General features: G+C 66.8%; 25 protein-coding genes. 8 read left to right on the top strand and 17 right to left on the bottom strand.

Annotated features, from left to right (window positions below; all coding sequences use genetic code 11):
* Positions 1 to 13 precede the first annotated feature (13 nt).
* From KTR40_RS15060 to KTR40_RS15075, 4 genes are all read right to left on the bottom strand, one after another.
* Positions 14 to 898, bottom strand: a complete 885-nt coding sequence (locus KTR40_RS15060) for a 3-hydroxyacyl-CoA dehydrogenase family protein (protein WP_228404255.1) — start codon at positions 896 to 898, stop codon at positions 14 to 16.
* The gene (locus KTR40_RS15065) at positions 898 to 1,746 is read right to left on the bottom strand and encodes an enoyl-CoA hydratase/isomerase family protein (RefSeq protein ID WP_228404256.1); all 849 of its coding nucleotides are present in this window, start codon (positions 1,744 to 1,746) and stop codon (positions 898 to 900) included. Before KTR40_RS15065 ends, KTR40_RS15060 begins: the two co-directional genes overlap by 1 nt.
* Positions 1,746 to 2,972 carry a thiolase family protein gene (locus tag KTR40_RS15070; protein ID WP_228404257.1) on the bottom strand — a complete coding sequence of 409 codons (1,227 nt, stop codon included), beginning with the start codon at positions 2,970 to 2,972 and terminating at the stop codon, positions 1,746 to 1,748. The genes KTR40_RS15065 and KTR40_RS15070 overlap by 1 nt, the downstream gene beginning before the upstream one ends.
* A gap of 229 nt (positions 2,973 to 3,201) precedes the next feature.
* Positions 3,202 to 3,660, bottom strand: coding sequence for an SRPBCC family protein (locus KTR40_RS15075; RefSeq protein WP_228404258.1), 459 nt, complete (start codon positions 3,658 to 3,660; stop codon positions 3,202 to 3,204).
* A 141-nt stretch (positions 3,661 to 3,801) separates the two neighbouring features.
* Here KTR40_RS15075 and KTR40_RS15080 point away from each other — a divergent pair, with 141 nt between their 5' ends.
* Positions 3,802 to 3,978, top strand: a complete 177-nt coding sequence (locus tag KTR40_RS15080; protein ID WP_104998934.1) for a CsbD family protein — start codon at positions 3,802 to 3,804, stop codon at positions 3,976 to 3,978.
* Positions 3,979 to 4,090: 112 nt separating this feature from the next.
* Here KTR40_RS15080 and KTR40_RS15085 read toward each other — a convergent pair whose 3' ends face one another.
* The 9 genes from KTR40_RS15085 to KTR40_RS15125 all read right to left on the bottom strand — a co-directional run bounded on the left by KTR40_RS15085 (position 4,091) and on the right by KTR40_RS15125 (position 14,844).
* On the bottom strand, positions 4,091 to 5,146 hold the full coding sequence (locus tag KTR40_RS15085) for a DNA polymerase IV (RefSeq protein WP_228406158.1): 1,056 nt from the start codon (positions 5,144 to 5,146) through the stop codon (positions 4,091 to 4,093).
* A gap of 132 nt (positions 5,147 to 5,278) precedes the next feature.
* Positions 5,279 to 6,742 (bottom strand): amino acid permease, encoded by a 1,464-nt coding sequence (locus tag KTR40_RS15090; RefSeq protein WP_228404259.1) that lies wholly within the window; start codon positions 6,740 to 6,742, stop codon positions 5,279 to 5,281.
* Between the two features lie 175 nt (positions 6,743 to 6,917).
* Positions 6,918 to 7,253 (bottom strand): Rieske (2Fe-2S) protein, encoded by a 336-nt coding sequence (locus KTR40_RS15095; protein WP_139030278.1) that lies wholly within the window; start codon positions 7,251 to 7,253, stop codon positions 6,918 to 6,920.
* Positions 7,250 to 9,778: a nitrite reductase large subunit NirB gene (nirB, locus tag KTR40_RS15100; RefSeq protein ID WP_139030279.1), complete on the bottom strand. Its 2,529-nt coding sequence runs from the start codon at positions 9,776 to 9,778 to the stop codon at positions 7,250 to 7,252. Before nirB ends, KTR40_RS15095 begins: the two co-directional genes overlap by 4 nt.
* Positions 9,778 to 10,125, bottom strand: a complete 348-nt coding sequence (locus KTR40_RS15105; RefSeq protein ID WP_139030280.1) for a molybdopterin oxidoreductase — start codon at positions 10,123 to 10,125, stop codon at positions 9,778 to 9,780. Before KTR40_RS15105 ends, nirB begins: the two co-directional genes overlap by 1 nt.
* 232 nt (positions 10,126 to 10,357) lie before the next feature.
* Positions 10,358 to 12,091, bottom strand: a complete 1,734-nt coding sequence (locus KTR40_RS15110; protein ID WP_228404260.1) for an ABC-F family ATP-binding cassette domain-containing protein — start codon at positions 12,089 to 12,091, stop codon at positions 10,358 to 10,360.
* Positions 12,092 to 12,253: 162 nt separating this feature from the next.
* Positions 12,254 to 13,123 (bottom strand): metal ABC transporter permease, encoded by an 870-nt coding sequence (locus KTR40_RS15115; RefSeq protein ID WP_139030282.1) that lies wholly within the window; start codon positions 13,121 to 13,123, stop codon positions 12,254 to 12,256.
* A gap of 3 nt (positions 13,124 to 13,126) precedes the next feature.
* Entirely contained in the window at positions 13,127 to 13,870 is a 744-nt protein-coding gene (locus tag KTR40_RS15120) for a metal ABC transporter ATP-binding protein (RefSeq protein WP_228404261.1), read from the bottom strand.
* Positions 13,867 to 14,844, bottom strand: a complete 978-nt coding sequence (locus KTR40_RS15125; protein WP_228404262.1) for a metal ABC transporter substrate-binding protein — start codon at positions 14,842 to 14,844, stop codon at positions 13,867 to 13,869. The genes KTR40_RS15120 and KTR40_RS15125 overlap by 4 nt, the downstream gene beginning before the upstream one ends.
* A 153-nt stretch (positions 14,845 to 14,997) precedes the next feature.
* Here KTR40_RS15125 and KTR40_RS15130 point away from each other — a divergent pair, with 153 nt between their 5' ends.
* From KTR40_RS15130 to KTR40_RS15150, 5 genes are all read left to right on the top strand, one after another.
* The gene (locus tag KTR40_RS15130) at positions 14,998 to 15,759 is read left to right on the top strand and encodes a CPBP family intramembrane glutamic endopeptidase (RefSeq protein WP_139030284.1); all 762 of its coding nucleotides are present in this window, start codon (positions 14,998 to 15,000) and stop codon (positions 15,757 to 15,759) included.
* Positions 15,760 to 15,837: 78 nt separating this feature from the next.
* On the top strand, positions 15,838 to 16,278 hold the full coding sequence (locus tag KTR40_RS15135; protein ID WP_139030285.1) for a VOC family protein: 441 nt from the start codon (positions 15,838 to 15,840) through the stop codon (positions 16,276 to 16,278).
* A 22-nt stretch (positions 16,279 to 16,300) separates the two neighbouring features.
* Complete coding sequence (locus tag KTR40_RS15140; protein ID WP_139030286.1) at positions 16,301 to 17,266, top strand: 1,4-dihydroxy-2-naphthoyl-CoA synthase; 966 nt, start codon at positions 16,301 to 16,303, stop codon at positions 17,264 to 17,266.
* A gap of 14 nt (positions 17,267 to 17,280) precedes the next feature.
* On the top strand, positions 17,281 to 18,453 hold the full coding sequence (locus KTR40_RS15145) for an AMP-binding protein (protein WP_228404263.1): 1,173 nt from the start codon (positions 17,281 to 17,283) through the stop codon (positions 18,451 to 18,453).
* 69 nt (positions 18,454 to 18,522) lie between these two features.
* Positions 18,523 to 19,404 carry a 1,4-dihydroxy-2-naphthoate polyprenyltransferase gene (locus KTR40_RS15150; protein WP_139030288.1) on the top strand — a complete coding sequence of 294 codons (882 nt, stop codon included), beginning with the start codon at positions 18,523 to 18,525 and terminating at the stop codon, positions 19,402 to 19,404.
* Positions 19,405 to 19,407: 3 nt separating this feature from the next.
* Here the strand turns inward: KTR40_RS15150 and KTR40_RS15155 are convergent, their stop codons facing one another.
* Positions 19,408 to 19,719: a DUF4229 domain-containing protein gene (locus tag KTR40_RS15155; RefSeq protein ID WP_171059105.1), complete on the bottom strand. Its 312-nt coding sequence runs from the start codon at positions 19,717 to 19,719 to the stop codon at positions 19,408 to 19,410.
* Positions 19,720 to 19,781: 62 nt separating this feature from the next.
* Here KTR40_RS15155 and KTR40_RS15160 point away from each other — a divergent pair, with 62 nt between their 5' ends.
* Entirely contained in the window at positions 19,782 to 20,174 is a 393-nt protein-coding gene (locus tag KTR40_RS15160) for a PLD nuclease N-terminal domain-containing protein (RefSeq protein WP_228404264.1), read from the top strand.
* 12 nt (positions 20,175 to 20,186) lie between these two features.
* The gene (locus tag KTR40_RS15165) at positions 20,187 to 20,795 is read left to right on the top strand and encodes a hypothetical protein (RefSeq protein ID WP_228404265.1); all 609 of its coding nucleotides are present in this window, start codon (positions 20,187 to 20,189) and stop codon (positions 20,793 to 20,795) included.
* On the opposite strand, the gene KTR40_RS15170 is transcribed toward KTR40_RS15165, so the two are convergent.
* The 3 genes from KTR40_RS15170 to KTR40_RS15180 form a co-directional block, all read right to left on the bottom strand.
* Positions 20,784 to 22,313: a dynamin family protein gene (locus KTR40_RS15170; protein ID WP_228404266.1), complete on the bottom strand. Its 1,530-nt coding sequence runs from the start codon at positions 22,311 to 22,313 to the stop codon at positions 20,784 to 20,786. The two genes, KTR40_RS15165 and KTR40_RS15170, sit on opposite strands and share 12 nt — an antisense overlap.
* Positions 22,310 to 24,313, bottom strand: a complete 2,004-nt coding sequence (locus KTR40_RS15175; RefSeq protein WP_228404267.1) for a dynamin family protein — start codon at positions 24,311 to 24,313, stop codon at positions 22,310 to 22,312. Before KTR40_RS15175 ends, KTR40_RS15170 begins: the two co-directional genes overlap by 4 nt.
* Positions 24,314 to 24,420: 107 nt before the next feature.
* Positions 24,421 to 25,479, bottom strand: coding sequence for an IniB N-terminal domain-containing protein (locus KTR40_RS15180; RefSeq protein WP_228404268.1), 1,059 nt, complete (start codon positions 25,477 to 25,479; stop codon positions 24,421 to 24,423).
* Between the last annotated feature and the right edge of the window lie 81 nt (positions 25,480 to 25,560).

The raw sequence follows: 25,560 nt of genomic DNA on the forward strand, positions 1-25,560 counted from the left end.
GCCGGGCGTGTTCCTAGTTGGGCCAGTCGAAGAAGCCCTTGCCCGTCTTGCGCCCCAGTTCCCCCTGGGCCACTTTGTCCTTGAGGATCTGGGGCGGGGCGAAGCGCTCCCCCAGTGTTGAGTGCAGGTACTCGGCGATGCCCAGCCGGACGTCCAGCCCCACGATGTCCGTGGTGCGCAGCGGGCCGGTGGGGTGCTTGTATCCCAGCACCATGGCGTTGTCGATGTCCTCCGCGGACGCAACGCCCTCCTCCACCATGCGCATCGCCTCGAGGGCGATGGCCACGCCCAGCCGGGAGGACGCGAATCCGGGGGCGTCATTGACGACGACGGCGGTCTTGCCGAGTGCCTCCACCCACCCTTTCGCGGCGGCGGCAAGTTCGGGAGACGTGCGCTCGCCCAGCACCACTTCGATGAGGGTGGACGCCGGAACCGGGTTGAAGAAGTGAAGGCCCAGGAAGTTCCCGGGACGCTTCAGTTCACCGGCCAGCCCGTTCACGGACAATGATGACGTGTTGGAGGCGAGGTAGGCGTCATCCGCCAGCCGCTCCTCGATGCCGCGCAGCGAGGTGACTTTCAGGTCCCAGTCCTCCGGGACGGCCTCCACCACCAGCTGCCGGTCCGCGAAGGCGTCGTAGTCCACGCCGACGGTGAGCCGGGACGCCATTTCATCCAGGTTCGCGTCCGTCATGCCGCGCTCGATGCTTTTGGCCGCGGCCGACTCCACCCGCTCGCGGGCGGCCTCGGCGGACTGGTCGTCGCGCTCCACCACCAGCACGTCGGCACCCTTCACCAGGAACGCATGGGCAATGCCGGCTCCCATGCGGCCGCCGCCCAGCACGCCGACTCGTGCGGGGAGACCAGACGGCAGGCCGGGGGCAGGTCGCGATGTGTTCATCAGTTCTTTTCTCCGGTCTCGGGGGCGGCGCTGTCAGCAGCGTTCTCGGCCGCGTTCTCGGCAGCATTTTTGGCTGTGTTTTTGTCTGCGTTCCTGTCCAGGAACCTCTGCATCCGGTCGAACTTGGCCTCGGATTCGAAGAGGATGCCCTGGGCCAGCTGGTCGATCAGAGGGTGTGCTTCCGCAGGGGCGTGGAACACGGATTTGGTAATCCGTACTGCCAGGGGGTCCTGGCGCCCGATCCTGTCTGCAAGGCTGTGCGCGGCGTCCAGGAGTCCTGCCGGCTCATGGACCTCGGTAATGAGGTTCACCGCCAGGGCTTCGTCGGAGCCAAGGACCTTACCGGCCAGCAGGATCTGCTTGGCCACCGGCTCCCCCACCAGTTCCTTCAGCCGCCAGCTGGCTCCTGCCGCGGCGAGGATTCCCAGCCCGGTTTCCGGATTGCCGATGCGGACGCCGGGGGTTCCGATCCGGAAGTCGGCGGCGTACGCGAGCTCCGCCCCGCCACCCAGGCAGTAGCCGTCCAGGGCCGCGATGACGGGCATGGGGAGCTTGGCGATCCGGACGAAGATGGTGGAGTTAATGCCCTGCAGGGCATCGTCCCGGCGCCGCTCGCGCAGCTGGCCGATGTCCGCACCGGAGGCAAACACCCCGTCCGTCCCGGCAATGATCAGTATTTTGGGATTCTGTTCCAATGCGGAGCAGACCAGGTGCAGCTCGTCCACCATCTTCTGGTCGATGGCATTGCGCACCTCGGGCCGATTGAGCAGCACCACAACCCGGTCGCTGCGTTCCTCCACAAGAAGGGTGTGGAACTTCTCCGCGGCCAGGTCCACGGCGCCGGGCATCAGACCTTCTCCAGCAGCATCGCGGTGCCCTGCCCCACGCCGATGCACATGGTGGCCAGGCCAACCTTGGCATCCTCGCGCTCCATGCGCCCCAGCAGCGTGATGGCAATCCTGGCCCCGCTGGAACCCAGCGGATGCCCCAGGGCGATCGCGCCGCCGTCGTTGTTCACGATGCCCGGCTCAAGGCCCAGGCGCCGGATGCAGGCGAGGGACTGCGTGGCGAAGGCTTCATTAAGTTCGACGGCGGCGAGGTCGCCGACGCTGAGGCCGCTGCGCTTGAGGACTTTCTGCGTGGCCGGCACGGGGCCGATACCCATGATCTCGGGCTCGCAACCTGCGGAGGCGCCGTCGATGATGCGGGCGCGGGGAGTGAGTCCCAGCCGCTCGATGGCCGCTTCCGAGGCGACGATGATCGCCGAGGCGCCGTCGTTGAGCGAGGACGAATTGCCGGCCGTAACTACCGACCCACCGTGCGTGACCGGTTTCAGTCCCGCGAGGACCTCCAGGGTGGTGCCCTCGCGCGGGCCTTCATCGGTGTCCACGACGTTCTCGGACTTGCGGGTCTTTACTGTCACGGGAACGATCTCATCCTTGAACCGTCCGGCCGCGATGGCGTCCAGGGCCCGCTGGTGGGAGCGGACGGCGAAGGCGTCGGCGTCCTCGCGGGAGATGCCGTCCACCCGGGCCACTTCCTCGGCGGTCTCCGGCATGGAGTAGGTCATCTTGCCGTCCCGGGACAGCTCGCCCTTATGGAACCGGGGGTTGGTGAAGCGCCAGCCGATGGAGGTGTCGAAAATCTGCCCGGGTTTGGCGAAGGCTGCGGTGGGCTTTTCCTGTACCCAGGGCGCGCGGCTCATCGATTCCACGCCGCCGGCGATGACGATGTCCGCCGCACCGGCCTTGATCATGTGGCTTGCCTGGATGATGGCGCTCAGGCCCGACGAGCAGAGCCGGTTCACCGTGATCCCGGGGATGTGGAGGGGAAACCCGGCCAACAGGGTTGCCATGCGGGCCACGTTCCGGTTTTCCTCGCCGGCTCCGTTGGCGTTGCCCAGGATGACCTCGTCAATGGTGTCCGGATCGAGGCCGGCCCGGGTCACCGCCTCCCGGAGCACCAGGGCTGCCAGGTCATCGGGGCGGACCGAGGACAGCGCCCCGCCGTATCTGCCCACCGGCGTTCGTACCCCGCCAACAAGGAAAGCCTGCGGACCTGCGGTTGCAGCCATGGAAACACCCTTCACGCGATAAACAGCACTGTCATCGGCGGCCGGCAGCTCCCCCCACTCCCCAACTAGGTAGCGCTAAGTGTCGTTATGAGCGTCCAAAACGACACTTAGCGCTACCTAGTTGGGTCACTTACCGACCGTTCGTTCTGTAAATAGTACACGGGAGGGGTGATCCGTGGATACCGGATGACGCCTCGGGGACGGTGTGCCCAGGTACGCTGCGCCGCCGCTACAGCGATTCCGCCTTTGCCGCTATTTCCGTGAGGTCCTTCGCAAGGGCTTTGCGGGTGGCGGCCAGGCCCATCCTGCCGAACAGCAGCATCATGACCCTGCTGGCCAGGGTGGGCTTGATGACCTCGGCGCCAAACGTGAGGGTGAGGTCCGTTCCGCCGTTGCGCGAGGCAAGGCTGAACCGTGTTGTGTAGTCCGCGCCGCCCTGGACAGCCTTCACGGTGGTACTGCGGTTCGGCTCGGCTTCGGCCACCCACATCTCCACTGTTTCCGCTTTGCCCAGCATTCTCCGGGTCTCTTTCCACCGGGTTCCCTCGCCGTAGGGGCCGTCCGTAAGGAGCTGCACCGAGTCCACGCCGGAGAGGGTCGCTGCGGAGCCCGGGATGTCCGTGATGACGGACCAGACTTTCTCGGGCGGTGCCTGGATGTGCTGGGTGAGGCTGAGGCTGTGGTCCATGGTTTCGAGCCTAGCCGCGGGCAGGGGGATTCAACAGGCACCGCCCGAGCGGGCAATCAGAGCACTTGAATTAGTAAGCATGCTTTGTGTTAGTGTGAAAATGCATTGTTTGATCAACGGAAACGAAAGGAGGCCATCACCATGGGCCTCGGAGACAAGATCAGTAACGCAGCAGAAGACATGGGCGGCAAGGCCAAGGAAGCGGCCGGCAACGCCACGGACAATGACCGCCTGAAGGCCGAAGGCCAGGCGGACCAGGTCAAGGCCGACGCCAAGAAGGTGGGCGAAAGCGTCAAGGACGAGTTCAAGCGCGACTAGTCCTTGCTGGGGCAGCCGCAGCGAACGGCGTGCTGCATCAGCTTGAAACGGCGGTGGATCCTGCGGGATCCGCCGCCGTTCTGCTGTCCGCGCGCGTGTGAGCGGAGCCCGTTCACCATCCGCTCCGGGTGGGGGTGTGGCCCTGCCGGGAGTCGTCCGGCATCGTCATTTCGGCCCGCAGCCCGAGCAGCCTGATGGGGCGGCCCGGCTCGATCTTCGCCACAAGGTCGAGGACCCGTGCGAGGACTTCCGAGGGATCCGACGTCTCAGGGATCTTCCGGGCGTACGTCTTGGTGATGAACGGGCTGTAGCGGACCTTCAGGGTCAGCCCGACCACCGGCCGCCCCTCCGCCGCGACATCCGCCAGCACGTGCGCCGCCAGCTCCCTGACGGCGCCGTCAATCTGCCCCGGCTCGGTCAGGTCGCGCTGGAAGGTTGTCTCCCGGCTGTGCCCGCGCGCCACCCAGGGCGTGTCATCAACTGTCCGCGCGCCGTCACCCCGTCCCAGCTGCGCATACCAGGGCCCCATTCTTGGGCCGAACTCCGGCACCAGGTCGTCAGGATTGGACGCGGCCAGCTCGGCGACCGTCCTGATGCCGAGCCTGGCGAGCCGCTGCGAGACCTTTGTTCCCACTCCCCACAGTTCGATGGTGGGCCGGTTCCCCATGACCTCCAGCCAGTTGCCTTCGGTGAGCCGGAAGACGCCCGCCGGCTTGCCGAACGTCGTCGCCACCTTGGCCCGGACCAGGGTGTCGCCGATGCCCACACTGCAGTGCAGCCGGGTGGCCCCAAACACGGCGTGCTGCAGTTGCCGGGCGTAGGCGTCCGGATCGTCCGTCTGCACACCAACAAAGGCCTCGTCCCAGCCGAGGACCTGGACGGTAGCGCCGGGCTGCGAGCGCAGCACCGCCATAACCTGTTCGGACGCCTCAAGGTACGCCTCGTGGTCCACAGGCAGGATGACGGCGTCGGGCACTTTCCGTGCGGCGATGCGCAGCGGCATCCCCGAGCCGACCCCGAACGCCCTGGCTTCATAGGAGGCCGTGGACACCACAGCCCGCTCGGTGGGGTCTCCGCGGCCGCCCACGATCACCGCCTTGCCCGCGAGCTCGGGCCGGCGGAGCACTTCCACCGCCGCGATGAACTGGTCAAGGTCCACATGCAGCACCCACGGTTCGCCCACAAGCCCCAGTCTGCCCCGGCCGCGCGCTCCGCACCACCGCTCCCCGGGAAACGCCGACGGCGGGACTCCCCTCCCAAAGGGGCGCCCCGCCGTCGTACATACTGCTTGGGTGAGCCGTTAGCTGTACAGCTCGCTCTTCGGCTCGTTGTTCTTGACCTTCTGCCAGCCCAGCCACAGGACCACGGCGAAGAACGGGATGGTGGCCAGGGTCCAGAGGCCCAGGTAGAACACCTCGCCGGTTTCCTTGTTGGTCATGGTGTCGAAGCCGATCAGGATGGTGATGGCCAGCAGGCCCACCAGTCCCGCCCAGCTGGTCCACGGCGAACCGGGCATCGGCAGGCCGGACGTGACACCCTTGCGGCGGCGGAGCACAATCTGGCTGGCGAAGATGGAGCCCCAGCAGAAGATCACGCCGATGGAAGCGGTGTTAAGGGCGAGATCGAACGCGTGGGATCCGCCCAGCCAGATGTTCAGCATGATGCCCACGAGGTAGAAGGCCGCGATGGCCAGGATGGCGGCGTACGGGACGTGGCGGCGGGACATCTTGGTGAGCCACTGCGGGGCGTGGCCGTTGTTGGCCATGGTGCGGAACACGCGGCCGATCGAGTACAGGCCGGAGTTGCAGGAGGACAGCGCGGCGGTGATGACGATCATGTTCATCACGTCGCCCACCCAGGCCAGGCCCATCTGGCCGAAGACGGTGACGAACGGGGAGGTCCCGGCAACGTACTGGTCGGACGGCAACAGCATGGCCAGCAGGGTCACGGAACCGACGTAGAACACCACGATGCGGAGGACGACGGCGCGGATCGCCTTAGGCACTTCGCGTTCCGGATCCTGCATCTCACCGGCGGTGATGCCGACCAGTTCGATGCCGTTGTAGGCGAAGATCACGGCGTTGAGGACCAGGACCATCACCAGGGCGCCCTTGGGGAACATGCCGCCTTCGGCTGCAAAGAGGTTGGCAACCGAGGCGTTGCCGTCGCCCACCTGGGCGTTGGTGACCACCATGAAAGTGCCCACCGCCAGGAAGATCAGGATGGCGCCCACCTTGAGGCAGGAGGCCCAGAATTCGAATTCGCCGAACGCCTTGACGCTCAGCAGGTTCACTGCCACCAGCAGGGCCAGGGCGGCAATGGCTGAGGCTTCCACCGGAACATTGGGGAAGAAGAACTGGAAGTACAGGCCGATGGCAATCAGTTCGGCGATGCCGGTCATGCCCCAGTTGATGAAGTACATCCAGCCGGACAGGAAGGCGCCCTTCTTGCCAAACATTTCGCCGGCGTAGCTCACGAAGGAGCCGGAGGTCTGGCGGTACATGATGAGTTCGCCCAGGGCGCGCATCAGCAGGTAGGCGATGACGCCGGCGATGGCGTAGGAGAAGATCAGGGCCGGGCCGGTGGAGGCCAGCCGGCCGCCAGCACCCATGAAGAGGCCGACGCCGATGGCGCCGCCCATGGCGATCATGGTGACATGGCGCCTGCCCAGGGTCTTGCTGTAGCCCTCGGCGCTGAGGGTGGGGTCGACGGCGACGGATGGTGCCGTGCGGTTCTCGAGATCTGTGGGGGTAATTTGAGGCACAACGATTCCTTGTGGGTTGGGGGTTGGCCGCATCCGGACTACAGCATGATCCAGCTCACAAAATTCGGGTTTTAGCCGTTGGGGCCACCGTTTGTGAGCGCAATCTTCCGTAAAGCCGAAGCTTCGCGCGGCTCGTCCATCCTACAAGACGCTGAGGGGTGCTACGTGACGCGCGCTACACCGCACCCGTCTCCAGCACCAGGTTCTGCTGCCCATCCAGGGAAATCCGGTAGGTCCGCAGGGGTTCCGCGCCGGTGGTGGAACATCCCGACGTGAGGTCGAAAGCGTGCTGGTGCAGCGGACAGATGACCACCTGCAGGTCCACGGTGCCGTCCGCTACGGGCCCGCCGCGGTGGGGACAGACGCCGGAGACCGCCCGCAGCGAGCCGTCCCGCAGCCGGAAGACGGCCACCTGTTCGCCCCCGACCCCGAAGGCCCGCCCCTCGCCCATCGGAATCTGGTCGACCGGTCCCAGGACATGGGCGCCGGTACCCGTTCCGGCGCTGCTCATCGGACCGGCACCTGCGGGAGGACGGTCAGCGGCAGCGAGGTCCTGAACTGCCCGGGTGTGTGCGGGTCGTCGCGTTCCTGCCACGGGTCAACGTAGCTGTCCACGGAGGCCTGCATGGCCTCGTCCAGGCGCCCGGCGATCCCCTCCGAATCTTGGACAATCACGGCCCGCAGGTGATCGATGCCCACCCGCGGGACGAAGGCGTAGGTCCGTTCCAGCCAGTTGGCCTGTTCCCGGTAGTACTGCATGAACCGGCCGGTGAGGACCTTCACCTCTTCCGGGCTGTCCACGGTGGCCAGCAGGTCTCCCTTGCGGATATGGGCACCGGCCGCTCCGCCCACGTAGATCTCCCAGCGGCCGCCTTCCACCGCCACCACGCCCACGTCCTTGACCAGCGATTCGGCGCAGTTCCGCGGGCAGCCGGAGACAGCGAGCTTGAGCTTGGCCGGTGACTCAAGGCCCTGGAAACGGGATTCGATCTCGATCCCCAGCTTCGTGGAGTCGCCGGTGCCGTAGCGGCAAAAGTCCTTTCCAACGCACGTTTTCACCGTCCGGAAGCTCTTCCCGTAGGCGTAGCCCGAGGGCATGTCCAGGTCCGCCCAGACCTGCGGCAGGTCCTCCTTGCGGATTCCGAGCAGGTCGATGCGCTGCCCGCCCGTGAGCTTGATCAACGGGACGTTGTGCTTCTCCGCCACATCGGCGATCCTTCGCAGCTGCTGGACCGACGTCACGCCGCCCTTCATCTGGGGCACCACGGAAAAGGTGCCGTCCCGCTGGATGTTGGCGTGGACCCGGTCGTTGATGAAGCGGGCGTCGCGTTCGTCGATGTACCGGTCCCCCAGCATCATCTTCAGCAGCGAGGCGAGTCCCATCTTTGACTTTGCGTCCTCCGCGCCGCCCGGTGCCAGCGCCCGGAAAACGGCCGAGACGGACCGCAGGCCGCGGGCCCGGACCTCAGCCATCAGCGACTGCTTGTCCAGGGGGATGCCGGGGACGTAGTAGCCGGCCGCCGGGTCCTCCTCCACCGCTCCTTCAGCCGCCCATTCCACCACCTGCCGCACCAGCAGCCTGCAGGAGCCGCAGCCTTTGCCGGCGCGCGTGGCATCCATGGCCCCGGACACCGAGGCGCAGCCGCCCTTTACCGCCCCCACCAGGTCCTTTTTGCTGACGCCGTTGCAGTTGCAGACCTGGGCTTCGTCATCGAGCTCCGCAACCCCCGTCTCTTCGCCCGGCGTGCCGAGATCGAACATCAGTCCCAGGCGTTCTTCGGGAAGCGGCATGCCGCGGTCGAATGCCTGGGTCAGGTAGGCCACCTTGCGGCTGTCTCCCAGGAGCGTGGCGCCCACCATTTTGTTGTCCCGGACCACGATGGATTTGAAGACCCCGCGGCTGGGTTCCGAGAAGACGATGTGTTCGTCCGTGGGGAGTTCCGGGCCCTGTAGGCCCATGGACGCCACCTCGACGCCGGCCACCTTCAGTTTGGTGGCCGTGCGCGAGCCCAGGTACGCGGACCCGGTGTCCGTGCCCGTCACATGGTTGGCCAGCACCACCGCCTGCTCCCACAGCGGAGCCACCAGCCCGTACACCTCGCCGCGGTGCTGGACGCACTCCCCCACCGCGTAGATGTCGTCCTCGTCCTGGACCCGCAGGCTGTCATCCACCACGATGGCCCGCTCCACCGGCAGCCCGCTGAGGACAGCAAGGTCCACGTTGGGGCGAATGCCGGCCGCCACCACCACCATGTCGCACTGGATGTCCGGCCTGTCGCGGAGCCTGACGCCGGTCACCCTGTCCGTGCCCAGGACCGCCGTCGTCCGGCTGCCGGTCAGCACCCCGATGCCCAGCGCCTCTACGCTCCGGCGGAGCACCGCACCGCCGTCGGGCCCCATCTGCGCGCTCATCAGGTGCCCGCCGGAGTGGACCACGTCCACGCCGAGCCCAAAGCTGCGCAGCCCGGCGGCGGCCTCCAGCCCCAGCAGTCCGCCGCCGATCACCACGGCGTGCCGGTGATGCTCTTGCCGGGCGTGCGCCGCCATCTTGCGGGTGTCATCGATCGTGCGGAAGCCGAAGACGCCCTGCTTCACGGACCCTCCGGGCGTGTAGAGGCCGTCCATGGGAGGCAGGTGGGAGCGGCTTCCGGTGGCGATGATCAACGTGTCGTAGGGCGTCACGCGGCCGTCGCTGGAGAACACATGCTTGGCGAACCGGTCGATCCTGTCAGCCCGGACCCCCGCGTGCAGCGTGATGCCGTTGTTCTGGTACCAGGAAAACGGGTTGAGGAAGATGTCTGCGTCGCTCTCCTCACCCGAAAGGACGTGGCTGAGCATGATCCGGTTGTAGTTTCCGTAGGGCTCGTCCCCGAACATGGTGATGCTGAACTGCTCCGCACCGCCCCGGGCGAGGATCTCCTCCACCGCCCGGGCGCCGGCCATGCCGTTGCCGATGACCACAAGGCGCCGGCGGCTGTCCCGCCCGCCGGCGCGGGACCGCGGCCTGGCGCGCACCTGCTCCGCCACGCTGCCCATCAATGTTCCACCATGCCCAGGTCGATCACCACGGACCCGTGGACGCCCTCCGGTGCCGCCAGGTACAGCTCGATCACCGAGCCGCCGTCGATGTCCTCCACCACGCGGAGCGGAACGTGGACCTCGCTTTTGGCGCCGATGGGGAAGTACCGCATGGGAACGCCGTTGCGCATGAGCACCACGGCGATCAGCTCACTGCTCGAATTGCCGCCGCGGAAGTACAGCGCCTGGTTGATCACGCCGTCCGGGACATAGTGCGAGAGCTCGCTGTGCAGGGGAACGGGTTTCTCCATGCCCACTCCCTGGAAGTGGTAGATGCCTTGCAGGAAAAGGTTCTTGGTGATCACGGACAGTTCCTCTCGGCCGGCGGAAAGACGGGCATGGCCCCATTTTCCGCCGCCGATGTTTCCTGCCGCCGGTCCCCCGGTAAAGACTGCTTTACGCCAAACTCACCGCCCTGCGGCCTGGTGCTGCCCCACATGCGTCACTTATGCCCTGCGCGACGGGAGGAAACCCCGCAATCCCGGCCAAAGGCACCACGGCGAGGCCAAAAGTGACGCAATCTGGTCAGGGCCTCCCCTAGACCGGCGCGAGCACGCCTTTGTCCATGGAATACCGCGTCCACCGTCCGGCGGCGGTGTTCCCGGCCCCGGCGCCTTCCCGGCCGCCGGCCTCACCACCCCCGCCGGGCGCACCGCGCCGCCGCGCGCACGCCGCGAACCACTCCCTCAGGGCCCTGTCGTGGCTGACCATCACAACTGTCCCGGCGAAGTCCGCCAGTGCCGCCTCCAGCTGTTCCACCAGCACCGGCGCCAAATGGTTGGTCGGCTCGTCCACCACCAGGGTGCCGTAGCCGCCCAACAGCAGCCGGGCAAGAGCCAGCCTGCGCTGCTGGCCCGCGGACAGGCTGCCCACGGGAACGTGGAACTCGCTGGTGCGGAACAGTCCAAGACGGAGGAGGGCCTCGGCGTGCTCGTCGATGGTGCCGACGAGGCCCGCCGCGAAGGCCGGCAGCAGCCGCAGGGTGGGCCGTGGCGGCAGCTCCAGCTCCTGCTGCAGGTAACCGATCCGGTCGGGCCGCGTGACGGAGCCCACTGCCGGTTCCAGGGTCCCTGCCAGGACGGAGAGCAGCGTGGACTTGCCCGCGCCGTTGGGCCCGGTAATAAGGATCTTCTCGCCGGCGCCCGCCTGGAAGTCTGTGGCGCCCAGCCGGCCGGGCACACTCACGCCGCGCACAGCCAGCACCGGCCCGCCATTCTGCGTTGCCCCGGACGGCGCAACGCCCGGACCGGAAGCGGGGAGATCCAGGTCGACGTTCAGCCGCAAGGGCACGGGCGGGCGGTCCACCGGGCTGGCTTCAAGCCGGCGCAGCCGCTCCTGCGCATTCCGCACCTGGCTGCTGGCGGCTTTCTGCCAGGTGCCCGCCTTGAAGTCGAAGCCCATCTTGTCGCCGTCGCGTTTGCGGCCGTAGCCCATGGTCCCTGCCACAGTCTCTGCCTGGCGCTTTTCGGACTCCATCGCATCAATCCAGGTGTGGTACTGCTGGACCCAGCGCGCGCGTTCGGCTGCCTTCTCCCGCAGGTAACCGTCGTAGCCGTTGCCGTAGCGGGTAACGGCGCGGCGCTCGGCATCCACTTCGATGATGGTGGTGGCCACCTTGCGGAGGAGCACGCGGTCGTGGGACACCACCACCACCGTGCCGCGGTGGGCCGCCAGCCGGTCCTCCAGCCAGGCGGTTCCGCGGGCATCCAGGTGGTTGGTGGGTTCATCCAGGAGCAGGATGTCCGCCGGATCGGCCAGGACACAGGCCAAAGCCACGCGTTCCTGTTCCCCGCCGGACAGCGATCCCAACACCCGGTTCCGGTCCAGGCCGCCCAGCCCCAGCCGGTCCAGGGCGGCCTCCACCCGGGATTCCGCGGCGTAGCCTTCGCGCAGCTGGTACTCCGTCTGCAGCCGGCCGTAGGTCTCCAGTTCGTCGTCCCCGGCGTCAGCCAGCCCTGCCTCCAGCCGGTCAAGCTCCGCTTCGATGGCGCGCAGCGAGGCAAGGGATGCGTCGACGGCGGCACCCACCGTGAAGGACTCGGGAAGGCCGTGGGTCTGGGCAAGGTACCCCACCCGGCCCTGGATCGCCACCGCGCCTTCGTTAGGCACTTCGAGGCCGGCCAGGATCCGGAGCAGGGTGGATTTGCCGGCACCGTTTTCGCCCACCACGGCAACGTGCTCGCCGGCCGTAATCACCAGGTTGATGCGGTCCAGCAGCCGGCGGTCGCCATAGCCATGGGAGACATCCGAAAGGTTAAGGTGTTCAGTCAAGGGAAGTCCTCACAAAGTTCCGCAGTGTTGCCGCCGGAGCTGAACCGGACGTTTCATCCAGCGCTCAACGGCGGCCTTGGTTTGGGAGAACAGCCTGGCGCATGGCCGTGGCTGCTGGTCAGGACTTCATCGCTCCAGACTGCCCCGTGTGAAGCCACCGAGTCAAGCTGCCGCCAGGGCGGCGGCCTTCCTGCGCCGGGCCTTGGCCAGGCGGGTCCCGATCAGCCCCTGCCGCGGGCTGAAGAGGTAGACCGCGGCGAACACCACGCCCTGCGTCAGCACCACCATGGCGCCGGAGGCCGTGTCCAGGTAGTAGCTGACGTAGATGCCGGTGATCGAACAGAGTGCCGAGACCACCGGGGCGATCACCAGCATCCGGGAGAACCGGTCCGTGAGCAGGTAGGCCGTGGCGCCGGGGATGATGAGCATGGCCACCACCAGGACCACGCCCACGGTCTGCAGCGCCACCACCGAGGTCAGGGCCAGCAACCCCAGCAGCAGCGCCCCGAGCCTGCGCGGTGACAGGCCGATGGCGTGTGCGTGCGTGGGGTCGAAGGCATAGAGGGTGAGGTCGCGGCGCTTGAGGATCAGGATGGCGAAGGCCACCACCCCCAGCACCAGCACCTGGATGAGGTCCGGGACGCTCACGCCCAGCAGGTTGCCGAAGATGATGTGGTTCAGGTCCGTCTGGCTGGGCGTCACGGAGATCAGCACCAGGCCCAGGGCGAACAGCGAGGAGAACACAATGCCGATTGCCGCGTCCTCCTTAACCCGGCTGGTATTGCGGACCACCCCGATCAGGGTCACGGCGATCAGGGCGAACACCAGCGCGCCCAGAGCGAAGGGGGCGCCCACAATGTAGGCCAGGACGACGCCGGGCAGCACCGCGTGGGACACGGCGTCGCCCATGAGGGACCAGCCGATCAGCACCAGCCAGCAGCTCAGGACGGCGCAGACGACGGCGGCGAGCGCCGTGGTGACGATGGCCCGGACCATGAAGTCGTAGCTGAGGGGTTCGAGGAGGAGTTCCATAGGTCAGCTCCGCCCTTCGCGGTTGAGCACGTCCAGGCCGAATGCCATGGCGAGGTTTTCGGGCTGCAGCACTACCTGCGGCGGGCCATGCATGAGGACCCGGTGCATCAGCAGCACGGCTTCGTCGCAGAGCTGCGGGAGCGCATGCAGGTCATGGGTGGATACCAGGATGGTGCAGCCGTCCGAGGCGAGCTCGCGCAGGAGCCGGGTGATGGTGGCTTCGGACCTTTTGTCCACGCCGGCGAACGGCTCGTCCAGCAGCATGGTGGTGGCACCCTGGGCGATCCCGCGGGCCACGAAGGCACGCTTCTTCTGCCCGCCGGACAGCTGGCCGATCTGCCGCCCGGCATAGTCCCCCAGTTCCACCCGGTCCAGTGCCTCGTCCACGGCAGCCCGGTCCGCCTTCGACGCCCGGCGAGTGAAGCCCTGGTGCCCGTAGCGGCCCATCATCACCACGTCGCGGACGGACAGCGGGAACTGCCAGTCCACTTCCTCGCTCTGCGGCACATAGCCGATGCCCCCTTCCCTGCGCGCCCTGGAAGGTGACTGGCCTGCGATCCGCACCGTGCCGGCGTCGGGCTTGATCATGCCCATGATCACCTTGAACAGGGTGGACTTCCCGGAGCCGTTCATGCCCACCAGGCCGCAGATCCGCGCGGGGTCAAGGGACAGGGAGGCGGAGTCCAGTGCCAGGACTTCGCCGTAGTGGACCGTGACGTTGTCCACCAGGATGGCCGGGAAAGTCATGGCCCAACCCCCGCGGTGAGCGCCTTGGTGATGGTGTCGGCATCGTGCCGGATCAAGTCCAGGTAGGTGGGCACGGGCCCGTCCGCTTCGGACAGGGAATCCACGTACAGGGTGCCGCCGAACCGTGCGCCCGTGGCTTCCACCACCTGCTGCATGGGGGCGTTGGACACCGTGGATTCACAGAAGACGGCGGGGACTTTGTTGGCCTTTACGTACTCGATGGCCCGGGTGATCTGCTGGGGCGTGGCCTGCTGTTCGGCGTTCACGGCCCAGATGTAGACCTCCTTCAGCCCGGTGTCACGGGCCAGGTAGGAGAATGCGCCTTCGCAGGTCACCAGGGCGCGCTGGGCTTCGGGCACCGACGCCAGGCTGGTGGTCATCTGGTCCTGCACAGCCTGGAGCTCGGCTTTGTAGGCGTCCCCGTTGGCTTTGAAGGCAGCAGCGTTGGCGGGGTCCAGTTCGCTGAAGGCCCGCACCATGTTGTCCACATAGGCCTGGACGTTCAGCGGGGACATCCACGCATGCGGGTTCGGTTTGCCCTGGTAGGAGTCCTCGCTGATGGGCATCGGCTCCACGCCCTCGCTCACCACGGCGTGGGGCACGTCCAGCCCGTCCACGAACTGCGCGAACCAGGCCTCCAGGTTGAGGCCGTTGTCCAGGATCAGGTCGGCCTTGGAGGCCTTCCGGATGTCGCCCGGGGTGGGTTCGTAGCCGTGGATTTCCGCGCCGGCCTTGGTGATGGACTCCACGGTGAGCTTGTCCCCGGCGACGTTCCGGGCGACGTCGGCCAGGACCGTGAACGTGGTCAGCACCACCTTCTTGCCGTCGCCGCCGTTGCCCGAAGCGCCGCCGCCGCAGGCCGTCAGCAGGAGGGAAAGCACGACGGCGGCCGCCGCCAGCGCGGGGAAGCGCGCCGTCCTGCGGGCGCTGGTCGGCGCGGCTACTTTGGTGCACCGAAACGTAAATTTAGGCATACCGAATATTCTAGGCGACGCACGTTTCCTCCAGCAACGCGCCCGGCCACTTCAACCCTCCCCCCTCCCGGCCCAACTAGGTAGCGCTAAGTGTCGCTTTGGGGCCCCATAACGACACTTAGCGCTACCTAGTTGGGGGGATAGGCTGAAACCATGGCGACCGCCCACCGAATTCCCCCTGCTCCGCAGCCACAGCTCTACCGCTTCTCGCCATTGGATGGGGCCACGCTGATCGTTTACGTGGCCATCGCCGGGTTCTTCGCCGTGGCCGGAGAGCTCCTGGCCCCGTTCCTGCGGCAGGTTGCCCCTTCCCCGGCCGCGGCGTCCTACGCGGTGAACCTCCTCTTTTATGCCTCGGTAGGCATCCTGGCGCTGCTGGCGGCCCGGAAGGTGGTGGGCCGCGACCTGAAGGTCCTGGCCACGCGGCCGTGGTTCACGCTGATGATGGTGCCCGCCGCCGTGATCGCCATGCTGATTTTGACGGCCATCGTGGTGGCGGCCAGCGGCGAGGCGCAGACGTCTGAGAACCAGGCGGGCCTTCAGGAACTGATGCAACAGGTGCCGGCCTGGCTCATGGTCCCGCTGCTGGTGGTGGTGGGGCCGTTTGTGGAGGAGTACATCTTCCGCCACCTGCTCATCGGCAAGCTGAGCCGCCGGGTGAACATCTGGATCTGCTGCGCCCTGTCCGTGGTGCTGTTCGCCGCCATGCACATCGTGGGCCAGGAAGCACTCACGCTGGCCGCTTTGCTCCCGTACCTGGCCATGGGCGCCACCCTGGTCTTCGTCTACGTCTGGACCGGGAAGAACCTGATGTTCTCCTACTTCGTCCACGCCACAAAGAACCTGCTGGCCGTGGTGTTCATCTACGCCATCCCGCCGGAGGTCTTCGAACAGCTCCAACAGGTGCAGCCCTAGGCGGGAAGGGGCCCAATCCAATCCGGTCCAATCCACCGGCAGCTTCCCCCGCATCAGCGGCCAACGTACCGTGGTGGGATGGGACTGAACATCCAGATCGTCGTCGATTGCAGCAAGCCGCACGAGCTCGCGGACTGGTGGGCCGAAACCCTGCAGTGGTCCGTGGAGCCCCAGGACGCCGCGTTCATCCGCTCCATGATCGCGCAGGGCTTCGCCACCGAGGACCAGACCATGACGCACCGGGGCAACCTGGTGTGGCGCGAGGGGTGCGCGATCCGGCCGCCTGAGGAACTCGAGGCGAGGAGCCCCGCCCGGAGGTTCCTCTTCCAGACGGCGCCGGAGGGGAAAACCGTGAAGAACCGTGTGCACTGGGACGTGAACCTGGCCGGCCGGGACAAGGACGAGGTCCGCCGGGAACTTGAGGCCAGGGGCGCCACTTTCCTCTGGACGGCCAGCCAGGGCCCGCACTCCTGGCACACCATGGCAGATCCGGAAGGCAACGAGTTCTGCATCAGCTGAGGCCGATTACTAGACTTGGACGGTGAGCAAACAGATTCCCGCCCCAGTGTCCGACGTCTTCGACCCCATCCGCTGGCGGACCGTGGCCGGTTTCGAGGACTTCCAGGACATGACGTACCACCGGCAGGTGGAAAGGGATTCCGACGGCGGGTGGGTGCGTGACCTGCCCACGGTGCGGATCGCGTTCAACCGGCCCGAGGTCCGCAACGCCTTCCGGCCCGGAACTGTGGACGAGCTGTACCGGGCAATGGACCATGCCCGCATGTCCCCGGACGTCGCCACGGTCCTGCTTACCGGCAACGGCCCCTCCCCCAAGGACGGCGGCCACTCCTTCTGCTCGGGCGGGGACCAGCGGATCCGAGGCCGGGACGGCTACAGGTATGTAATACAAGAAACAGACGGCGAGACGCAGGAAACCATTGACCCCGCCCGCGCGGGCAGGCTGCACATCCTTGAAGTCCAGCGGCTGATGCGGACCATGCCCAAGGTGGTCATCGCCGTCGTCAACGGCTGGGCGGCCGGCGGCGGGCACTCGCTGCACGTGGTGGCGGACCTGACCATCGCCTCGCGCCAGCACGGCAAGTTCAAGCAGACTGACGCCACGGTGGGAAGCTTCGACGCCGGCTACGGCTCCGCCCTGCTGGCACGGCAGATCGGGCAGAAGGCAGCGCGGGAGATCTTCTTCCTGGCACGTGAATATTCCGCCGAGGACATGGTCCGCATGGGCGCCGTGAACGAGGCCGTGGACCACGAGCGCCTCGAAGAGGTTGCCCTGGAGTACGCCGCTGATATCGCCCGGCAGTCGCCGCAGGCCATCCGCATGCTCAAGTTCGCGTTCAACCTTGCCGACGACGGCCTGGCCGGCCAGCAGGTGTTCGCCGGCGAGGCCACGCGGTTGGCTTACATGACGGACGAGGCGGTGGAGGGCAAGGAGGCCTTCCTGCAGAAACGCGAGCCGGACTGGTCCACCTTCCCGCACTACTTCTAGGCAGGAGCGGAAACATGAACGCGCTCAACATCGAGCCGGCCCTCAAAGCCTTGGCGTCCGCCCTTCACGGCGAGGGCCCCGCCGTCGAACTCTCCGTGGGAAGCGACGGCGCCCTGGTGGTGGGGCATGTGGAAACGCCCGGCTGCGACGACGCGGTGGCCGTGGTGCGCACCTCCGGCTCCACCGGTGCCCCCAAGGCGACGGTGCTGACGGTGGAGTCCTTGGCGGCCTCCTCGATGGCAACGGCGCTGGCGCTCAAGGGCGAAGGCCAGTGGCTCCTGGCCCTCCCGGTGGAGTATGTGGCGGGCATCCAGGTGCTGGTGCGTTCCCTGTTCGCCGGCACGCGCCCGTGGGTTATGGACATGTCCCGGGGCTTCACGCCCGAAGCATTCACCGAGGCCGCCCTGGAACTGACGGACAAAATCCGCTTCACCTCCCTGGTTCCCACGCAACTGCAGCGTCTGCTCGACAATCCCTCGCCGGAGACCCTGGCCGTGCTGCGACGCTTCAACGCCGTCCTGCTGGGTGGCGCGCCCGCCCCGGCGTCCCTGCTGGCCGCCGCCCGCGACGCCGGCGTCCGGGTCATCACCACGTACGGTTCCGCCGAGACGTCCGGCGGGTGCGTCTACGACGGCTTCCCCCTGGAGGGAGTGTCGGTCCGGGTTGAGGGGGACGGCAGGATCCTGCTGGGCGGCGACACCATCGCCGCGGGATACCTGGAGGCCCCGGAAAGCACCGAGACTTTCTTTGAGGAGGATGGAGTGCGCTGGTACCGCACCAGCGACCTCGGCAGCATCGGCGACGACGGCCGCCTGACCGTCCTGGGCCGCGCCGACGACGTGATCATCACCGGCGGCATGAAGGTGTCCGCGGCGCACGTGCAGGAAGAGCTGGAAAAGTCCGACGGCGTCGCGGCGGCTTTTGTGGCCGGCGTCCCCTCCGCGGAGTGGGGCCAGGCCGTGGCGGCCTACGTGGCGCTGGCCGGGTCCGCCCGCGGTGCCGAAGCCGAAGGCGCCCCCCACAGCGGGGATCACGCCGTCGTGCTTCAGCGGGAGTGGCGCCGGACCCTGGGGATCCTGGCGCCCAAAACGGTCCTGGCGGCGTCCTCGCTGCTGATGCTGCCCAACGGCAAGCCGGACCGGCTGGCCATGACCGCCGAACTGAATGCCCTCCACGAGGGAAAGTAAAGTAGACCTGCACCACCCGGCAGGGCTCCCCTCCTGCCGCCCTCCCCAACCACACGCGAGGTACTGACCGTGGCCACAGCCGCACAATGGATCCAAGGCGCCCGACTCCGGACGCTGCCCGCCGCGATCGCGCCGGTGCTGATCGGCTCCGCCGCCGCCTACGAGATGGATTCGTTCCTCCTGCCCAACGCCATCCTCGCGGCGCTGGTGGCACTCCTGCTGCAGGTGGGCGTGAACTTCGCCAACGACTACTCGGACGGCATCCGCGGCACCGACGACGACCGCGTGGGCCCGCTGCGGCTCGTGGGTTCAGGGGCGGCAAGCCCGGAGCACGTCAAGCGGGCGGCCTTTGGCGCCTTCGCCGCCGCCATGGTCTTCGGGCTCATCTTGGTGGTGATCACCCAGAGCTGGTGGCTGATCCTGGTGGGCCTGGGCTGCGTCATGGCCGCGTGGGGCTACACCGGCGGCAAGAACCCGTACGGCTACATGGGCCTGGGCGACGTTTTTGTGTTTGTGTTCTTCGGTCTGGTGGCAACCCTGGGCACCACCTACACCCAGGCCGGGCAGATCAACCTACCCGCCATCATCGGCGCGATCGGCACCGGGCTCATCGCCACCGCCCTGCTGATGGCCAACAACGTGCGGGACATCCCGACGGACATGCAGGCCGGCAAGAAGACCCTGGCGGTCCGGCTGGGCGACAAGCACGCCCGGGAAAGCTACGTGCTGATGCTCGCGGTGGCCATCCTGCTGGTGGTGATATTGGCTCCGGGCCGGCCGTGGATGCTGATTGTGCTGCTGCTGATCCCGGCCTGCCTGATGCCCGCGTGGCTGATGATCAACGGCCGCAAGCGCAAGAGCCTGATCCCGGTCTTGAAGCAGACCGGCCTGATCAACCTCGGCTACAGCCTGCTGTTCTCAGCGGGCCTGGTCCTCAGCCACGGGTTCTAGGGCCTAGGCCTGTTTGCGGTCCTTGGCGTCGTTGCTGATGGCCACGTTCGGGTTGGCGTCCAGGAGGGCGTCCTCGGCGTTGGCGTCCTGGACCTCGCCGGCGGAACGCAGCGGCTTGGCCTTGCCGGAGAAGCGGTGCTGCAGGGCCGCGGCTGCCTCATCCCGTTGCTTCTGGAAGAACAGGTAGCTCACGGCGAAGGCAATCAGGGCGGCGCAGATGACGGACATCAGGGCGCCCAGGCCCAGGAAGGTGAACAGCACGAACAGGGGTGCGAAGAGCGCAAGGCGGATCAGGGAATATTTCAAAAAGGCCACTATTCAAGTTTAGCCGCCTCCGGCCCACGGCCCCCGCGCCTCCTGACGATAGACTTAATGGCATGCTCCTCCGTGTGGTTTTGGCCGTCGCAGTCCTCGCCATCTTCGTGTATGGCCTTGTCGACGTGATCCGCACCGACGCGCGCCTCACCCGCGGGATTTCCAAACCTGCCTGGATCGTGGTCATGATCGTCCTGCCGGTCATCGGGGCGATTCTCTGGCTCCTGATCGGTCGGCCACGCGGCACTCCCCCGCAGCGCGAGAACTACCGCCACCCCACCGCCCCGGACGATGATCCTGACTTCCTCCGCAACCTGGAGGTGCGCCGCCGGCAGGAAGCCGAGGCTGCACGCCTGAAGAAGCTCAAGGATGAGCTGGATGCCAAGGCAAAGAACGACGACGGCGGGAAAGACAAGCACGAGACCGACGAACACGACAACGACGGACTGAAGTAGGGGACCGGCTTTATGGCTCACGAAACTGACGGCGAAGACCGGCGGCGGACCCCCGCCGGGGCAGCTTCACCGCCAGATGGGCCACCGCATGCACAGCCCGCGCCGCCTCCGCGGCCCGGGCTGTCCTATTCGTCCCCGGCCCCCATCGTGGTGGTTCCGCCCGTTCCGCGCAGCGTCCGGCTCGCCCGGAACCTGTGGCTGTTCAGCTTCGTGGCCGGGTTGGCGGTGCTGGTGGGCTCCTTCCTTACCCGGGACTCCCACCTGGAACGGCTTCGAACCGTGGTGCAGGAGATGGCTCCCGGCGGTGATGAGACCGCCGTGACCACGGCCACCGCCGTCGTCTTTTGGGGAAGCATCGGGGCGCTGCTGCTGGTGATGCTCCTTGAGGCGGCCATGCTCGGGGTGGTGGTGGGCCGGCAGGGCTGGGCGCGGCTGGCACTGGTCCCGCTGCTCGCCGGGCACGTGCTGGTGATGGTGGTGACGGCCACGTTCCTGGTACCCCCGGGCGACGCCGGCAGCTACGTGGTCATGCTCTGGGGCATCGAGATCCTGCTGGCGTTCATCGGGCTGGTGCTTTTCTTCTTCCCGTCCGCTGCCGCCTGGCTCAGGTCAGGCCGATAAGGGCTTGGCCTGCCGCGCCGAGTGCTGGGCGAGCTGACGCTGGAACTCGCGCACGGAGCATTCGGCCACAATGGCCTCGCAGCTCCGGATCACCACCCTGCAGGCATCTAGGGCGGCCCGGTCCGTCAGCGGGTTCTCGGCAAGGGCACGCCAGCGGGACAGGAACCGCCGTGCCTCGTCAGCCAACTGCTCGGGGGTGGCATCCGGCCCCAGTCCGAGCCGTACATGCGAGGCCGCACCCAGGCCCCCGATCAGTGCCTCCGCTTCAGCCGCAAACTCGGGGTTCAGGCCGACGCCTGTGGTCCTCAGCGTTGCCAGCAGCCGGAGTTCGCGGAACTCATGGGCGTTGACCTGGAGCTTCTCGAGTGCCGCGGCCAGGTGCCCGGTCCCCTCCCTGGGAGAAGCGCGAAGCAGGGTTTCCACTCCCACCAGCGCCGTCCGGGCCTTCAGCGCATCTGCCCTTGCCTGGAACTGCCGGCCCACCGTGTCCAGCAGCGGGTCCAGGCCGCTGCGGCGGGCGAGCTCGTGGGCCAGGGGTGTGGGCTGGTCGAAGCCGTTGCGGAGGAGGACCACCGCAAGGCGGATGCCAAAGAGTCCATACCTCTCCAGCAGTGAGGCCCGGGCCTCCGCTGCCATCCCTTCCGGTTCGGCTGCCCGGAGGAACCGGTCAGCCGAAAGCAGCATTTTCTCCCGGGCCGCACGGTCCATTCCCACCAGCAGTTCAAGGGCGTGGAAGTCCGGCTGCCGCATGGTCCGGGCACTTTGCGCCAGGAGGCCCGCCACGGGGACCACGCCCAGCGCGAGCTTCCTCAGGTTGTGGTCGCGGCGGTACCTTTCGGCGATGTCACCGGCGGACAGGAGGGAATCGATCCGTCCTGCGCCCACCTCGTCGGCCCGGGACAGGACGGCAATGGCGTTCACGGTGCCCGAGCGCCCCGCCGCGGTATCGGCAAAGGATTCCAGGAACCTCAGGTCCGAGGCGTGCATGTGCCGCATCAGGTAGATGATGGCATCAGCCTCCGACGGCGTGTCCTCAGGGGTCAGGAAGCTGGTGGACCGGGCAGAGACATCCCCCGAGAGCGAGGCTATGCCGGGGGTATCGATCAGCGTCATGTCCTTCAGGCGCGGCGCGGGCCACTGGACGTCCAGGCGCTCCACGTCCTCCGCCCGCACGTCTCCCAGGACAAACACCAGCCGCCCGTCCACCCGTTTGAGGGGGAGGTTCCGGGGCTCCCCCGCCACCGGGTAGAGCGTGATGCGGGGCGTGTGCCCGTGCCGGTACCACGTGACGATCCGGGTGCATTCGCCCGTATCCGTGGGAGCTATCTCTTCCCCGATGATGGCGTTCAGCAGCGTGGATTTTCCGGCTTTCACCATTCCGGCGATGGCAATCCGCAACGGCTCGGACAGCCTGCGTCCATAGCCCTTGAGCGCGGCGGAGGCAGCGGGATCATCCCGGTACACTTCCAGGGCGGCAGCAACCAGCTCCTTGGCACCTGCCATCGTGGAGTTTTTCATCCCACGGCCGCCACTGTCGGAGCGCCCGCCGGCCCGCTGGCTGAAGGCGGGGCCGCGTTCTGGCCGCCCCCGGCCACGCTTGGAGTGGCCGGGCCGGGGCCGGCGGCTCCACCCACGCGGCGGGGCGTTGCCGCCGATACCTCTGCGGCAATGGCTGCGGCTGCGCGGGACACCGCGTCAACCTTCTTAAGCTCAGCCTTGATCTCCCGGATGCGGACGTCCTTTTCAAGGGCGTACGTGGTGGCGGCCTTTTGCGCCGCCGAGACTGAGTCCGTTAGCGACCGGTGGTGCTCGTCCGCGATCTCCGTGAAGTGGTCCCGGGTGGAGCGCTGGACCAGCCGCAGCCGGTCCTTCAGCTGCTTGCCCACCTGGAAGGTAACATCGTCCAGTTGGCGGCGTACCAGCGCCTTTGCTTCGCCCTGCCGGCGCTTGAGCCGTGCTTCCTGGTCTTCCCGGAACGCCTTGCGTCCCAGCAGCAGTCCGGCCCCCACGGAGAGGGGATTGATCAAAGCCATCCCGAAGATCCCGGTCAGGAGCCCGAACATCAGGACGCCGCCGTAGGAGCCGCGCATGCCGATCAGCACCTTCTGCATCGGCTTGATGCGTCCGTCGTCGAGCGTTGGCATTTCATCCACAGGGTCCAGGGCGTCCCCGGTGTCGGACACGCGGAACACCGGCAAGGTGACTTCGTCCGCCGCGAAGTGCTCCGCCACCTGCGCCGCGAGCCACTGGGCCCTTTCACTGGTCCACACAAAAGTATCCGAGATGGCGGCCGCAGCACATTCTTCGAGCCATTTGGAGAACTGGGGCCAGGTTGGTCCCGGGTCGCCCTGGTCAATGGCTGTTTCGGCTTCCCGCTGGATCCGCCGAAGCCGGTCCCGGAGGTCATATTCCATGTCCGCAATCAGATCGCTGATGCCGTCGTTGAGGGTGATCTGCCACCGCGCCGAGCGTTTGCGGAGGTCGTCCGCCTCGGCTTTGGCAAGCTCCAGCCCTGCGATCATCTGGGGTGTGCCCTGCGGGTTCTCGAGGGCTTCAAGCTCGGACTGCAGCGAGAGCCTTAGGTTTTCCGTGACGGACAGCAGGTCCTGGCTCACCGAGCGCCGCTGGAGGCGCTGTGCCTTGCCCACAATCTCGTTCCGAAGGTGCGTGATCAGGCGGGGGAAGCCTGATTCGGCGTTGAGCTCGGCGTCCTGCAGCCGGGAAGCCTCCAGGCGCAGGTCGGAGGAGACCGGATAAAGCGGGATGTCGGGTGCAACCTGGGCGAGGTGGCCCCGGTCCAGCTCCTCCACACGCCGCCATTCCGGGTAGAGGTCCGTCTTGGACAGGACTCCCACCACGCTGGGAGTGATCCGCATGGCCTGCCGGAGGAAGCGCAGTTCCGGCTCGGTGTATTCCTGCGAGGCATCGCTGACCAGCAGCATGGCATCCGCTGTGGGCAGTGCGGTGAGGGTGGTCAGGGTGTGCGAGGAACCCATGCCTCCGACGCCCGGGGAGTCGATGACCGTGAGTCCGCCGGTCAGGATCCTGCGGGGAAGGCAGACCTCTGCAGCCACGAGCTTCTTGCTGTTCCCGGGGTTGCCGCGTTCTGAAACGAAGGCGGCAAGTTCGGCAATGTTGACCGGCTGCCGCTCCACGTTGGTTTCGTCCGGGGCGTCCGTGCCGGCTTTTGGCACCAGGATGCTCGCCGAGGCGGGATCGCCGTAGCGGACCACCGTGGGGACGGACGTGGCAATGTCGTCATCCACCGGGCATACAGGGGCATTCACCAAGGCATTGATCAGCTTGCTCTTGCCTTGCTTGAATTCCCCCACGACGATCACCCGGATGCTCGGGTCCTTGAGCCTTGCCAGGGTCTGGTCCAACCGTTTGCGGAGATCCGCCCTGTCCCCTGTGCCCACCAGCTGGAGGCCTTGCTCCACAAGGTTGATGAGCTGCCCCGCGCTTGCCGCCGTTGGCTGCCCTCCGGTCGTGGGGGTTAACTGTCCTGCTTCTGCCACAGTGTGTCCTTTGCCTCAACTCGGAAATGGGACGTGGGATGAGCCCCGAAATGCCCGGCAGGAGGGAGGAACCTCCTGCCGGGCGCTTCCGGTGGACCCGGGACTGCCTAGCCGGCGACTGAATCGTCGATAGCCGTGTTGACCTCGATCTCTTCCACGTACACCTCAGTGTTGTCCTCCTCAGTCGAGTTGTCCTGGAAGGAGTCCTCGATCGCAACCTCCGTGGTGTCGGTCTCCGTGCTGGAGTTGTCCTGGAAGGAGTCCTCGATCGCGACCTCGGTGGTGTTCGTCTCCTCAGTCGAGTTGTCTTGGAAGGAGTCCTCAATGACAACGTCCGTGGAGTGGTCCGAATTATCTACGCTGTTGTCGGAGTTGTCGTTGAACGAATCCTCGACTGCGACGTCAAGTTCGGTGGTGGTGTCCGAATTGTCGTTGTAGGAGTCGTTCACGGAGTTGTCCGAATTGTCGGAGTTGTCCGAGTTGTCGTTGAACGAGTCATCAACATCGACATCGAGGTCGGTGTTGAAGGAGTCGGCGATATCCGTCTTCTCGTTGCCGATATTGACGTCGTGGCCGGCGTGGACGGAATTGTCCGTGGAGTTGTCCGCGGAATTGTCTGTGTTGTAGGAATCGCTGACGTTGTTGGAGTCCCTGACGTTAGCGTCGTCGCCGGCTGCGATGGAACGGTCCCCGGAGGCGATGACGGAGTCGTTGTCGAACCACTGCTCAACGTCGCCCTCAGCCCAGATGTTCTGGTTGACGGACTGGTCAACAATGTTGTCCCGGTCATCCACCGTTGAAGTGTAGGAGTAGTTGTTCACCACGTGGTGGAGCTGCTGGACCGCGTGGGCGTGATCATCGTGGTCGTGGTTTCCGCCGCCTGCAGGAGGAGTGTGTCCGGCGCCGCCCGTGCCTCCGCCGCCGATATGGCCGGTCCAGGACGTGTTGCCGCCGGTGTTGTACTCGCGGTCGAACCGGGAGGTGTAGGTGGAGACTGGTGCGTAATCCAGGACTACGGGCATGGCGGCGTCCACATCTGCAGAGCAGACTCCACCGAGGCCGTGGTCTTCCAGAACCTTCTCGGGATCGTCCAGGAAGTCCTGTGCGGCCTGGCGGTTGCCAAAGAGGTGCATCAGGAACTGGACGAGGTCGTTTGCGAGTGTCATTTGATTGTCCTCAATCTTCTCTGAGTTGCGGATCGCCCGGCGTCGCTACCGGGCTTGCATCAAACGTATGGTCCGGGACAA

Source organism: Pseudarthrobacter sp. L1SW (genome assembly GCF_020809045.1).
GTDB lineage: Bacteria > Actinomycetota > Actinomycetes > Actinomycetales > Micrococcaceae > Arthrobacter.

Excerpts from the sequence above, each read along its gene's own strand:
- KTR40_RS15060 (WP_228404255.1), bottom strand. The coding sequence starts at position 898 with ATGAACACATCGCGACCTGCCCCCGGCCTGCCGTCTGGTCTCCCCGCA.
- KTR40_RS15065 (WP_228404256.1), bottom strand. The coding sequence starts at position 1,746 with ATGCCCGGCGCCGTGGACCTGGCCGCGGAGAAGTTCCACACCCTTCTT.
- KTR40_RS15070 (WP_228404257.1), bottom strand. The coding sequence starts at position 2,972 with ATGGCTGCAACCGCAGGTCCGCAGGCTTTCCTTGTTGGCGGGGTACGA.
- KTR40_RS15075 (WP_228404258.1), bottom strand. The coding sequence starts at position 3,660 with ATGGACCACAGCCTCAGCCTCACCCAGCACATCCAGGCACCGCCCGAG.
- KTR40_RS15080 (WP_104998934.1), top strand. The coding sequence starts at position 3,802 with ATGGGCCTCGGAGACAAGATCAGTAACGCAGCAGAAGACATGGGCGGC.
- KTR40_RS15095 (WP_139030278.1), bottom strand. The coding sequence starts at position 7,253 with ATGAGCAGCGCCGGAACGGGTACCGGCGCCCATGTCCTGGGACCGGTC.
- nirB (WP_139030279.1), bottom strand. The coding sequence starts at position 9,778 with ATGGGCAGCGTGGCGGAGCAGGTGCGCGCCAGGCCGCGGTCCCGCGCC.
- KTR40_RS15115 (WP_139030282.1), bottom strand. The coding sequence starts at position 13,123 with ATGGAACTCCTCCTCGAACCCCTCAGCTACGACTTCATGGTCCGGGCC.
- KTR40_RS15120 (WP_228404261.1), bottom strand. The coding sequence starts at position 13,870 with ATGACTTTCCCGGCCATCCTGGTGGACAACGTCACGGTCCACTACGGC.
- KTR40_RS15125 (WP_228404262.1), bottom strand. The coding sequence starts at position 14,844 with ATGCCTAAATTTACGTTTCGGTGCACCAAAGTAGCCGCGCCGACCAGC.
- KTR40_RS15130 (WP_139030284.1), top strand. The coding sequence starts at position 14,998 with ATGGCGACCGCCCACCGAATTCCCCCTGCTCCGCAGCCACAGCTCTAC.
- KTR40_RS15135 (WP_139030285.1), top strand. The coding sequence starts at position 15,838 with ATGGGACTGAACATCCAGATCGTCGTCGATTGCAGCAAGCCGCACGAG.
- KTR40_RS15145 (WP_228404263.1), top strand. The coding sequence starts at position 17,281 with ATGAACGCGCTCAACATCGAGCCGGCCCTCAAAGCCTTGGCGTCCGCC.
- KTR40_RS15160 (WP_228404264.1), top strand. The coding sequence starts at position 19,782 with ATGCTCCTCCGTGTGGTTTTGGCCGTCGCAGTCCTCGCCATCTTCGTG.
- KTR40_RS15165 (WP_228404265.1), top strand. The coding sequence starts at position 20,187 with ATGGCTCACGAAACTGACGGCGAAGACCGGCGGCGGACCCCCGCCGGG.
- KTR40_RS15170 (WP_228404266.1), bottom strand. The coding sequence starts at position 22,313 with ATGAAAAACTCCACGATGGCAGGTGCCAAGGAGCTGGTTGCTGCCGCC.
- KTR40_RS15180 (WP_228404268.1), bottom strand. The coding sequence starts at position 25,479 with ATGACACTCGCAAACGACCTCGTCCAGTTCCTGATGCACCTCTTTGGC.